13 protein-coding genes are annotated in these 12,138 nt (G+C 38.3%); 4 read left to right on the top strand and 9 right to left on the bottom strand.

Translation table 11 applies throughout. The features are described from left to right. The first annotated feature begins 46 nt into the window (after nt 1–46). The gene (locus tag PaeCFBP13512_RS15065) at nt 47–919 is read left to right on the top strand and encodes an AraC family transcriptional regulator (RefSeq protein WP_137224155.1); all 873 of its coding nucleotides are present in this window, start codon (nt 47–49) and stop codon (nt 917–919) included. A 138-nt stretch (nt 920–1,057) separates the two neighbouring features. On the opposite strand, the gene PaeCFBP13512_RS15060 is transcribed toward PaeCFBP13512_RS15065, so the two are convergent. The 5 genes from PaeCFBP13512_RS15060 to PaeCFBP13512_RS15040 all read right to left on the bottom strand — a co-directional run bounded on the left by PaeCFBP13512_RS15060 (nt 1,058) and on the right by PaeCFBP13512_RS15040 (nt 5,405). Further along, nucleotides 1,058–1,336 carry an HPr family phosphocarrier protein gene (locus PaeCFBP13512_RS15060; protein ID WP_069328229.1) on the bottom strand — a complete coding sequence of 93 codons (279 nt, stop codon included), beginning with the start codon at nt 1,334–1,336 and terminating at the stop codon, nt 1,058–1,060. Nucleotides 1,337–1,620: 284 nt separating this feature from the next. After that, nucleotides 1,621–2,232, bottom strand: coding sequence for a hypothetical protein (locus PaeCFBP13512_RS15055; protein WP_069328228.1), 612 nt, complete (start codon nt 2,230–2,232; stop codon nt 1,621–1,623). Between the two features lie 26 nt (nt 2,233–2,258). Then, nucleotides 2,259–3,068, bottom strand: a complete 810-nt coding sequence (gene thiD, locus PaeCFBP13512_RS15050; RefSeq protein ID WP_069328227.1) for a bifunctional hydroxymethylpyrimidine kinase/phosphomethylpyrimidine kinase — start codon at nt 3,066–3,068, stop codon at nt 2,259–2,261. Between the two features lie 126 nt (nt 3,069–3,194). After that, nucleotides 3,195–4,013: a uroporphyrinogen-III synthase gene (locus PaeCFBP13512_RS15045; RefSeq protein ID WP_137224153.1), complete on the bottom strand. Its 819-nt coding sequence runs from the start codon at nt 4,011–4,013 to the stop codon at nt 3,195–3,197. Between the two features lie 69 nt (nt 4,014–4,082). Next, nucleotides 4,083–5,405, bottom strand: a complete 1,323-nt coding sequence (locus tag PaeCFBP13512_RS15040; protein ID WP_137224151.1) for an MDR family MFS transporter — start codon at nt 5,403–5,405, stop codon at nt 4,083–4,085. 125 nt (nt 5,406–5,530) lie between these two features. On the opposite strand from PaeCFBP13512_RS15040, the gene PaeCFBP13512_RS15035 reads away from it, so the two are divergent. Further along, nucleotides 5,531–7,309: an ABC transporter substrate-binding protein gene (locus PaeCFBP13512_RS15035; RefSeq protein ID WP_137224149.1), complete on the top strand. Its 1,779-nt coding sequence runs from the start codon at nt 5,531–5,533 to the stop codon at nt 7,307–7,309. Between the two features lie 62 nt (nt 7,310–7,371). On the opposite strand, the gene PaeCFBP13512_RS15030 is transcribed toward PaeCFBP13512_RS15035, so the two are convergent. The 4 genes from PaeCFBP13512_RS15030 to PaeCFBP13512_RS15015 all read right to left on the bottom strand — a co-directional run bounded on the left by PaeCFBP13512_RS15030 (nt 7,372) and on the right by PaeCFBP13512_RS15015 (nt 10,847). Continuing rightward, nucleotides 7,372–7,989, bottom strand: coding sequence for a flavin reductase family protein (locus PaeCFBP13512_RS15030; RefSeq protein ID WP_137224147.1), 618 nt, complete (start codon nt 7,987–7,989; stop codon nt 7,372–7,374). 151 nt (nt 7,990–8,140) lie between these two features. Beyond that, nucleotides 8,141–9,592, bottom strand: coding sequence for a DHA2 family efflux MFS transporter permease subunit (locus tag PaeCFBP13512_RS15025; RefSeq protein ID WP_137224339.1), 1,452 nt, complete (start codon nt 9,590–9,592; stop codon nt 8,141–8,143). Between the two features lie 47 nt (nt 9,593–9,639). Continuing rightward, entirely contained in the window at nt 9,640–10,227 is a 588-nt protein-coding gene (locus PaeCFBP13512_RS15020; protein ID WP_069328222.1) for a TetR/AcrR family transcriptional regulator, read from the bottom strand. 119 nt (nt 10,228–10,346) lie between these two features. Next, nucleotides 10,347–10,847 (bottom strand): mismatch-specific DNA-glycosylase, encoded by a 501-nt coding sequence (locus PaeCFBP13512_RS15015; RefSeq protein ID WP_069328221.1) that lies wholly within the window; start codon nt 10,845–10,847, stop codon nt 10,347–10,349. Between the two features lie 186 nt (nt 10,848–11,033). On the opposite strand from PaeCFBP13512_RS15015, the gene PaeCFBP13512_RS15010 reads away from it, so the two are divergent. After that, nucleotides 11,034–11,495, top strand: coding sequence for an IDEAL domain-containing protein (locus PaeCFBP13512_RS15010; RefSeq protein ID WP_069328220.1), 462 nt, complete (start codon nt 11,034–11,036; stop codon nt 11,493–11,495). 144 nt (nt 11,496–11,639) lie between these two features. Then, nucleotides 11,640–12,065 (top strand): DUF4190 domain-containing protein, encoded by a 426-nt coding sequence (locus tag PaeCFBP13512_RS15005; RefSeq protein ID WP_137224143.1) that lies wholly within the window; start codon nt 11,640–11,642, stop codon nt 12,063–12,065. Nucleotides 12,066–12,138: the final 73 nt, after the last annotated feature.

Raw genomic sequence — 12,138 nt, 5'->3', positions numbered from 1 at the left:
TATAATAAAGAAGTTAGATTATATTTGGAAAGGATGAACGTTCAATATGCTTCGTTCTATTGAAACAAATCGTGAAGTGGTTGAACGGTTTCTTATTTCTCCTTCCTTATTCTCACAATCCGGAGGATTAAGAATTGCTCAAGCAGGTCGTTATTTTTTAAAGGCTCAAAGTAGGCGGTTGTTTACAGGCATCGACAATTGCTTTTGGATCGCTAATCGACATGGTGGAGTTATTATTCATAAAGGGCAAAGCTATATTCTTGGCTCTTACAATGTATGGTGTATTTCTCCCAATGAACCTTTTGAATATATTAATAATATGGATGAAGACTTGGAAACGTATTATATTTGTTTTACAGGTCCTCAAGCCAGGTTACTTATAGAACAAAGTGGTATGCATCAAGGGTATAGTGAAGTGAGTGCAGAGTTATTTGATCAACTGGAAGAAAAGTTCGAACGTATTCTATCTACCAATGAAGATTCGAATCAATTTAGTAGCGAATTACGACGATTGGAATTGTTATATAGTATTTTTGCCGAATTATCCTCGGATCATCCTTCTCATATTAATCATTATGTAGCAGATACTCTATCTTCTACCACTTCATGGATGGAAGAAGCTATCGCTTATATTCATAGTCATTATGATCGCGGAATTACGGTTGCGGATGTAGCAAGTCATGTGGGCGTACATCGGACTCACTTTAGCAAACAATTTCATCTAGTTCATCAGACTCCGCCTGCTGAATATATTCGTAGTCTAAAAATGAGTAAAGCACGGCAATTACTTACTGAAACCAACTATTCTCTAGCTGAAATTGCTTACTCTGTCGGTTATCCTGATTTATTTTCATTCTCCAAAGCTTTCAAAAAGCATGCAGGAATCACGCCCAAAAAGTATCGAACCGATCGCTTTTAAGTAAAATGGCAACTGAATACCTTCTGGTAGGAGTTTGCTATCTATTACCCGATATCATCAGCAAAAAACCTTCTGTCTACAAAAGACAGAAGGTTTTTTTATAATGCATTATAATTGTTGAGTTACATGAAAGAGATATTATACAGATGGAGCGAACAAAACTTGTTCAAATAATGCTTGTACATTTTCCAAAGCTTCCAATTCGTCTTTACCACGAGTTGTTAATTCGATTTCTGTTCCAGCAGGGATAATCATCAACATCATACCCAACAAGCTTTTTACGTCTACTTCTCTACGGTTGTCAGGGTTACCAAATGCGATACGAATATCAGAAGCAAAACGTGAAGCTTCGTTAGCGATTGCTGTTAAATGTCCTCGGTCTAAGTTTTGTTCTGTTTTGAATGTATTGATTCTCATTATAATATTTCCTCTCTTGCACTGATCTTTGCAGTGCTCTCGTTTATTTTTGTGATAATCATGTAATTTACATCATTTGCATACATACTGCTTATTTGTGCATCTTTTTTCATAAATATCCCTCAAAATACCCCTACCGCATATATCGGCAGAGGCTTGAGTATTTAGTACAGCATGTAACACATTTTATCGCTTATATTGCCAAGCGATAGAAAGATATTTTGCTTTACAAAAATCACTTTTCATTGAAATAGATGAAGTATCGCTTATATTGCCAAGCGATATTATTGCAATGTTAGATCTTTATACCACGTTAATTCGTCTCCGGCTTGATTGCGGAATGTTAATGTGAACTTGCCTTCTTCACCAGCAATATGTCCATCATAAATGAAGCCAAAATTGCGGTGATCGCTACTTGCGTAGAATCCATTATTGCCTTCTTGACCGTTCTTCACAGCTTCATCAAATGTAGCTGCTTCACTATATCCTGGTCCAGTCCAGTCTAAATTGCTAACAAGATATCCTTCTGGAAATTCATTAAGACGTACAAAAAATTGTCCAGGGCCTTGTTGTACAATCGTAATATCGACTTGACCTTCGTTAGCAGGAGTCAGTTCTGGTTTGGCAGCAGGGACCGTTTCTTTGCCACCATTGTCTGCTGTTTCAGTAGAACCTTCTGTGCTTGAAGACGTTCCGTCTGTATTTGTTGCTGGTTCAGTACCTGTTGCCGGTTGGTCTGTACTGCCTTCAGTCGAAGGAGTAGCAGGTGTTGATTGTTCTGTGGTTCCATTATCCATGGATGACGGTTGTTGTGTACTATTTCCAGAACAAGCGCTAATGATCATCAAAAGTAAAACTAGCGCTCCACCGAGTAACGATTTGGATAAGCGATTCATTGAGCAATCCTCCGCTCCAGATGCTGTTATTTCAATTGCAAACGGTGTGCCACATGTAGGGTTGGACCTACAAAGTCATTCAGACGGAATCCGTTAGCAATTGCTTGAGTAATGAAGTTTTTAGCGTCAGCATAAGCATCTCTGACAGACAATCCTTTAGCAAGTCCAGCTGTTACTGCTGCGGAAGTTGTGCAACCTGCACCATGTGTAAATTCCGTAGCAATAGCATCCACTTCGAACCAGTCAAATGTTTGACCATCATATAACAAATCCAATGCTTTGCCTTCTTTAATCTTACCGCGTGTTTTGATCAATACATGCTTCGCTCCACGCTCATAAATAATTGCCGCTGCTTGCTTCATTTGATCTTCTGTAGTGATAGGACCTGTTTTAGCTAATTGAGAAGCTTCAAACAAGTTCGGAGTCACTAGATCTGCGCCTGGAATCAAGAATTCTAACATCGCTTCTGTATTTTCCGGTTGAAGAACCTCATCAGTGCCTTTACATACCATTACAGGATCAATAACAACACGATCCATTGGATAACGATTCAGATGGTGTGCTACCAGTTCAATAATTTCTACCGAACCCAACATACCTGTTTTCAAAGCATCAAAACCGATACCATCCAGTACAGTACGCAACTGCGCTTCAACTACTTTCAGATCAATAGGGAATACTTGATGATCCCATGTTTTAGGGTCCATAGCAACAATCGTGGTAAGCACGGTCATGCCATATACGCCCAATTCCTGAAAAGTTTTTAAATCGGCTTGAATACCAGCTCCACCGCTTGTATCTGATCCGGCTATAGTTAACGTTTTAGGTATAGTCATCTTTGTATTTCTCCTTCACTACATAATAGTTTATTTTATCATAAGCTTACATGAGAATGAACCTTTTTCAATGAAATAAACTGAAAAATTTCATTAGAGTACACAAATTATTCATGAATAGACTTTTTATTGTTCAAAATACTTCGCCATTTCTACAATCATAGCGCCCATTCGTTCATTTTCAGGAGCTACGATTCGGGTGATCCCTGCTTGAGTCAGTGCTTCTGAAGTCACTTTGCCTACAGAAACAGCCAGCACGCCTTGATTGAGAGCAGATCGTAATTCCTCTTCATATCCATGTTCACGAGCATCTTTGAATAAATAGCGAACTTGAACCGCTGTTGTAAAGCAAATCGCATCAATCTCTCCTTGCTGGATCTCCTGACGCAATTGCTTTAACGTGTCCGCTTCCGGTGCAATATTAAGATAAGGCAATAAGGTATGTACAGATGAGGCTCCTTTTGCTTCCAAAAACTGAACAAGATCTGGAGCAGGCTCGCCATGCAATTGTATCCATATTTGTTCTTTTGTAAATGTGGTCGATTCTAATTGATCTTCTAGACCTTTCATCGTTCCATCAGAATCCCGAATGTCTGGAGCTAATTCTTGCGTTTTGAGAAAATTATATGTTTTGTAGCCACGGATAGCGATTTTAGATTGTTGCACCGTTTCTACAAATTGATCTTTGATTCCTAGACGATCTGCGGCATCGAATAATGCTTTGGCTCCTATTCCAGTTGTGAAAATAACCCATTCTGGTCGATTGGCAATAAACAGAAGCAATTCTTGCTCCATTTCTTGCTCCTTGAATGTGGTTACACCTTGTAGTGAGCGAACAATCGCTGCTCCACCTTGTTTCTCAATTAATGCTGACATTTCATCGAGTTTTCTTGAACCTGCAATAACGATTGTTTTTCCGCTTAACGGTTTTGATCCTTTACTCATGTTAATCCCCCCTAAGACATGCTGTTGCTTATACATTAATATGCACGCTAGTTCTCAACTTTCTATATCTTACAATGTTACTTGGTTTTTGGTAACCCCTTGTGTCGAAGTTGCTTTTGCCGAAGCTTGTACCCGACTGATGACATAAGAAATAAGCAGGAATCCTATTAATCCAACCATAGCAATAAGGACCGACATACCATAGGAAGGTATCCATACGCCCAAAGTAATCCCAAGAGCCGCTATGGCTCTAGCTCCTTGGGTCCCCATTCCATGAACAGCCATATAAGAACTACGAGATTGATCATTAATAATTTGAGCTAGCAGAGATTGACGAATAGGTACATGAATCAATTCTCCTACAGTCGCTAACAGCATCGCTCCAGCCAGTATCCATAGTGTATTGCTAAATGCCATCACTGCAAATCCGGTAATATAGATAAGAACCGCTACATTCATCCAAGAAATTTGACGTTTAGAACGACGGATCACTCCAGCAAGAAATAATGAAAGGAGTACAATACCGACTGTATTTTCGATCTGGATCATACTTAGAATCTTGATACCATTTAGTTCTAGCTGTCCATTGCCCCAGATCATTATCGTTTGTGGAACAAATTCATTTTGCAGACGAACTCCTATATATTGAGTCAAATGAAATTCAGTCGATAACAATAACATATTACCTAATACAAATAGAATAAACAGCCGGTCTTTCCAGACTTGATGATAATTGCGAATAATCAATTTTCCATTAGAAATAATATTCCATTGCTTGGTCTGTTGTATATGATTCTTCTGTTGTACATGAGTCTGTGGTACATAGGTTTCTGTAATCAAAAAGATCGTAATTAACCAGATGATCAAACCTGTGATCGCCAATAGTCCAAATAACGCCATCCGATGCGAACTGAACATCGCTCCACCAATTAATGCCCCGAATGTAATCGCCAGATTGATCGACCAGTAATTGATGCTATACATTAGTGTACGTGTCTGTGGTGTGCTTACATCGATTAACATAGCATCTGAAGCAGGGATGATCAGACCATTACAGAGACTATGTATAATCATCATCGCAAATGTAAACCATGCCGACTGCCAGTAAGGCGAGTTAGCTAGCATCATGCCTAGAAAAGCTATACATTGAATACCTTCTCCCCATACCATTACCTTTTTACGTCCCCAGCGATCAGCTAAATACCCACCATATAAGCTAGCAATCAGTTGAACGATCAGACTAGAAAATAATAAAATACCCGCAATGCCTGCACCTAAATAGCCAGCAAAATAAATCGCCATAAATGGAAAAATCATCGTTCCTGTTAATCGGGTAATAAATGTAGTCAAAATACGCAGTTGAATCGTCCGGTGCAATTGCAAAAATTCCATTCTTTATTCCTCCTCTTCCAGTCATCTTATTATCAGCTGGAGAAAGAGGAAGAAAAAGAGTAAGATTAAATCAATCGTTTCCCCTTTTATATATTACAAGTCAATACAGCTTAGGAGATAAAGATATGAAGCATCAAGAGCATTACATAACGATTCTATTGTCATTAGATGATCCAGACCTACATAGTACACATACTTTAACAATTGATCATTTAGCATCTCTTCTGCACTGTACAACCCGCAATGTAAAGTGGATCATACGCAAACTTCAAGAAGAAGGATATATTCACTGGCAGAGCGGTCGTGGACGTGGACATCATTCTACGCTAACGATACTCCACTCACTTGAACATGTATTAAGTGTCTATTTTGAGCAACTACTCACCCAAGGTAAATTGCAAGAAGCCGCACAATGGTTACAACATCCACAGTTACCCCATACTTATGTTCAGCGTCTTCAATATCGGCTTGAACAGCAGTTTGGACTTCATATTGAGCATCATGGTTCTCAGACACTGGATGTACTGCGGATTAACCAGAGTCGTATTCTGGAGTCATTGGATCCAGCATTTGTGTTTACAGCGTTTGAATCTCATTTGATCGGTCAAATTTGTAGCTTATTAATTACATATCAAGCTGAATCACAGACTTTTATACCTCAACTGGCTCATTATTGGGAAAGCGATGATACCGATCAATGTTGGACATTTTATTTGCGTAAAGGAGTTCGATTTCATCATGGACGCATATTGACCGCAGAGGATGTAAAATATACATGGGAACGCCTACGTGATTTGGATTCGCCTGCTTTTTGGCAATTCACCCATGTTCACTCTGTTGTAATTCACAATGATTATACAATCAGCTTTTATCTACACCGGTCTGATCCCTTTTTCCTGAATTATATTAGTTCATTATGTATGTCCATTCTTCCGCATGATCATGATATGGCTGATCGAGGTCGACAATTGGTCGGAACAGGGGCTTTTCGCTTAACCGCTTCTAGTGAGAATCATATTGTACTTGATGCTTTTGATGCTTATTTTGAAGGAAGATCGCTGTTGGATCGTGTGGATATTTATTTTGTAACGGCTGATTATCAAGCAGATCGACGTTATCAGCTATTTCGTCAGAATAAGGCTACAGATTATACTGATCCTGCGCAGGTGAATTACAAAGTGATTGGATGTAATTTTATTATGTTCAATTTTTGCAAAGAAGGGATTCAACATGACTCCACTTTTAGACAAGTGATTCATATGTTATTAGATCGTCCACTGTTGACAGAGCAATGTTCTAAGTATTGGTTAAAGCCTGCGTATAGCTTATTTCCGTGGAAAAGCAAACAAACCCATGCTCCAACGTATTCATTAGAGCAAGCACGTCAATATCTGCAACAAACGGACTATCAAGGACAACCTTTGAAACTCAATTATCTGAATCGGGCAGAAAATCATGCAGTCTGCAAATGGTTACAAGATCGTGCACGTTCTATAGGTCTGATCCTCACGTTATGCCCGCGTGATTCATTTGCTTCCAAAGCAGTGATGCAAGAAGCCGATTTATTTATGGGACAGGAAATGTTAGAGGAAAATATCGTCTGGGGATTGCTTAACTTTTTTAGTAACCGATCAACGTATGTACGTCAATTATTGAATCCTGCTCAGTTAAAAGAGTTAGATCAATTACTTGTTCCTTTTGTTGCTACACCGTTACCTGATTATAGTCAGCATGTTGAGAAGATTGAGCAATTTTTACACACTTCATTTTTATTTATACCTGTTTATCATTCTAATCAAAAGTTGCTATTTGATCCTTCTTTTCAAGGGTTATATCCTGATGCATTTGGTTGGATCAATCTTTCAAAATTATGGATTAAGCCTACTTTATCGCCAAAAGACTGAACCTTATTATCAAGGCTCAGTCTTTTTTTAGATATTTTATTCGATATCACTTCATTATAGATTTAACTTGGACGTTCTATTGTAAATTGCTCTGCCAATCCTGCATAGTTATTCCCTGCTAGGCGAGCGACAGGTTTCAATACATCTGCCCAGATATAGAAGTGCTCTGCATCGACTACTTTTTCATCAAAATGATAACAAATAATGCGTACCAACAATAAATCTTGTACGATCTCACCACTATCATTGCTAATCGGTACATGTTGCTCTAACACACACTCAAATCGAATCAAAGCTTCTGCAAGACCAGGTACTTTGATTTTATCGCTAGGGACAGTATGAAGCGTTGTTAATTCAAGTTCACTCTGTTCACTGGGCAATGAAGCTGCTGTATGATTCATTTGCTCGGTTAATTCTTCATGCACAATATGAACGACCAGCTCTTTATTCTCGATTACATTGCGAGCAGTATCTTTCATTTCACCGCCTTTACGTGCTACAGAAATGGAAAGAATAGGTGGATCAGAAGCGACTATATTAAAATAGCTAAAAGGAGCTAGATTAAGCACTCCTGTACTCGATTGACTGGTCACAAACGCAATCGGTCTTGGAATAACAGAACCGGTGATTAATTTATAATTATCTATATTGGTTATAGATGCTGGATCGATCGTAATCATAATGATTCTCCTTTTTTTCTTCTATATAGTATAGGTGTACTTTATCTTTTAAACTAAATCATGATATTCCTACCAAAGCTATTGCGATAATAGGACTAAAAAAGCCATCTGAATCCCCAGATTGAGGAGTTCAGATGGCTTAATCACATCATTACATACCGTGTTTTACATTGACACGTTTGATAAATAATGCGCATATCAGACCGATAACGGCAATCACAACAGCGAAGATAAAGGCATGTTGCACCCCTACTGTAAATGCGGACAGCACATTCGCTGGATCTTTCGGGTTATCGACTCCACTTAAGAAGTTAGCACGACCTGCACTTAGAATACTTACAGCCAATGCTGTACCAATCGCACCAGCCACCTGTTGTAATGTATTCATAATCGCTGTACCATCTGGATAGTATTCACGTGGTAACTGATTCAGACCATTCGTCTGTGCTGGCATCATAATCATAGATATACCCACCATTAGTGCGGTATGCAATCCAATAATCAGACCGACAGGCGTTGTTGAATGAATTCTAGTGAATGAGAACAAAGCGATCGTCGCAACCGACAAACCGATGATCACTAACCATTTCGGACCGAATTTATCAAATAAACGACCCATAACTGGAGATAAGAAACCATTCAGTAGACTACCCGGTAATAATACAAGACCTGCTCCTAGAGCCGTCAAAGCCATACCTTGTTGCAAGTATAACGGTAAGATCAACATAGAAGATAAGATCATCATCATACAGATAAATACAAGAATCAGACCGATTGTAAACATCGGGAATTTGAAAGCACGAAGATTGATCATTGGTTGCTTCATCTTCATCTGGCGGAAGCCAAACAATAACAATGAAACAGCTCCTAATAATAATGTTCCGACTACAACAGGGCTTCCCCATCCTCCAGAACCTTCACCTGCACTACTGAATCCGAATACGATTCCGCCGAATCCAAGTGTTGATAACACAATCGAAAGAATATCGATTTTAGGTTTGGTGATCTTAGATACATTTTCTAAGAACAATATTCCGAAGATCAAAGCAATTGCAAGAAACGGCAATGAAATCCAGAAAATCCAGTGCCATGTTAAATTAGCTAAAATCAAACCTGATATTGCAGGACCAATCGCTGGTGCAAACATAATAACTAGACCAATCAAGCCCATGGCTGCTCCACGCTTTTCAATCGGGAAAATAATTAAAATGGTATTAAATAGTAGTGGTAACAATAATCCTGTACCTACTGCTTGTAATACACGTGCAATTAACAGTATTTCAAAGTTAGGTGACAAAGCCGCAACAATCGTTCCGACAATCGAAAAAGTTAACGATGTAATAAATAGTTGTCTTGTGCTAAACCATTGTAGCAATAATCCGGATACAGGTACGAGAATACCTAATACCAATAGATATCCTGTTGTTAACCATTGAATCGTAGCTTCATCTACACTAAGTAGTCCCATCAATGAGCTAATCGCTACATTCAATGCTGTTTCACTAAATAAGCCGATAAATCCACTCAATAGCAATGAAATCATAATCGGTAATACTTTGTACTTTCTTCCTTCAGGCTGATCTTTGATAGCATCTGCGTTCATACTTACGTCCACGTTCCCATCCTCCTAAAACTGTCTCTATCTATTGTTTATTTTGTTAATACTGCTGTCTTCATCATCGCTGACAAATAGTCTGCTGCTGTCAACATAGGTTGTTTACTTTGATTGGTCAGACTAATAATCAAAGCCCCTTCCATCATCGAGATCATGAGTAATGCTGCTTCCTTAGCACGAACTTCCAAAGCACCCTCCTGCTGTAAACGATCAGCAATCACTTCTTGCCAATCTGTAAATACGTCCTGACAAGCGGAGCGCAATTTGTTACTAATACACGAAGTCTCTACTGCTGCCCAAAAACTAAAGGGTAAAAAGCCAGTAAATCCGGATTTTTCAGTATCGTCTGCCATATCGCGAATAAAGGCTTGAATCGCATCGCCTGTTGTCTGATGTTGTTCAAAAACAGCTTTGAACTTTTCCAATACATGTTCATTCGTCTTTTCAATACAGACATAAGCTAATTCTTCTTTGCCATTTGGAAAATAATGATACAAAGAACCTTTAGGCGTATCGCTTTCTTTGATAATCTGGCTCAGCCCTGTGGCATGATACCCTTGTGAAAAGAAAAGTCTCGCTGCTGTCTCTACAATCAGATCGCGTGAGTTAGACTTTTCACCCATACATTCACATCCTTCAAATTCATTATAACGATCGGTCTACATAATTAAAACGGTTTTTGATCATATTGTCAAATTTTATTTTGTTCAATCTTTTATTTTGATTGTATTCTAATTTACCCTTATCGTTCATCAGAAAGATGTCGATAAATATCAATAATATCGTCAACAGGCATTCGCACCAGACTACTAGAAGAAGGAGCTACAAATTCTCGTATTCCTTCTATTATAGGTTCTTTTTGGAACCCCCATGATGCTTTGGCACGTTGACTATATTGAAGATAGACTCCTTTACCGACAAAACAAGCAATCTCTGGTTGGTATTTTGTAAGTTTCTCTCGTAATTCTTGTCGACCGGTCGCATATTCTTCTGGCAGAATATCTTCTGCCCCTCGTGTAGGACGAGAAACAATATTAGTAAATCCATAACCTAATTCCAAAAGCTCACTATCTTCACCAGGTGTATACAAGCGATCTGTAAGACCAGCTTCATAAAGAATTTTCCAAAATCGGTTGCGTGGATTAGCATAATGATGCCCTACTTCTCCAGATCTCAGACTTGGATTAAAACCGATAAATAGAATAGATAGCCCCTTTTTTAAATGATCTTCAACTTCTGACATATATAGTCCTCATTTCCTATAACATTTTTTCCTTTTTTTCGACAAAATATATACAAAATATGAGTCTATTGACCGATATATATTTTAACAGCTTGATAATCTGCAAATCATCACCTGAAAAGTTGACCTGACCCTTACAATCCAAAACGTTTTATAAAAATATATAATAGCAAAGGAATGATTAGCATGATTAAATTAAACGAACAAGAAATTTATGCTGTCCTTCATAAACAATTAAGCAAAAATTTCCCTATACAAACATTCGATCTTAGTTACCATATTGAAGCAGACCATAGATTGATTGACGAGAACGGTTTAGTTCAACTCACTAACAAGCATTATTGGGTTAAAGTTATGGAGTGTACCTACCCTACTCACTCTCGTCCGATTCTGATGAGCGAAATTATTTACTTTTTGAGACAAGAATATATGGACAGTACGATCCGTGTATATTTACAACAAGATTCTCTAGGTGTAGTTACCGCTTCAGCAGAAATTTCTTTTCAAGATGCTGTTACATTAGAACCAGAACAATTGAAAAATCTAATCGATATCGCTTTGATCAGCAAAGACAAAACATGGTTTGATGAGCTGACTGCGATGTATTTGAACCTAACTCGTCCGCTTTCAAGTCATACTTCGATCTAAACGTTTGCTAACCCTATAGTATGGTTTACCCCACAGGAAACTTTTCCCGCCAGAAAAGTCTCCTGTTTTTTATATGTGGATTCAATGGTATGATAAGAAGTAAAAAAAGCGGATCAATTATACATATTTTAAGGAGGTACTTTTATGGACCCACATCAACCGAATTATCCACCTGGCAATCAGAATCCTCCCCCATTTGCTCCTTATCCACCCCAATACCCGATGACCAATAATGGTAAAGCGATCGCTGCTCTTGTTCTAGGTATTTCTTCATTAGCTTCGCTGCTCATGCTACCGGGATTAGGTATTGTGATCGGAATATTGGGAATTATATTTGGTATTCTCGCACTGAAGGAATTAAAAACACGTAGACAAGCAGGTCAAGGTATGGCAATTGCAGGCTTAATCTGTGGTGGACTAGGTACATTAATTCATTTAATTATGATCGCTTTTATCGTGTTTGCTTTTATTGCTGCACTTGCTTATGGAACAAGCGAAGGCTCATATAGTGAAGACACTTATTATGAAGACGGTGTAGAAACAGATATGAATACTGACTCTTTTTATTAAAAAGACAAAAAGACATCATCAAAAAAACCGGTGCATCAACGCATCGGTTTTTTTGTATTGATAATCTTAATTT

It is taken from the genome of Paenibacillus sp. CFBP13512 (assembly GCF_005233705.1).
Lineage (GTDB): Bacteria > Bacillota > Bacilli > Paenibacillales > Paenibacillaceae > Saccharibacillus > Saccharibacillus nuruki.
This window is presented reverse-complemented; position numbering and strand designations above follow the sequence as displayed.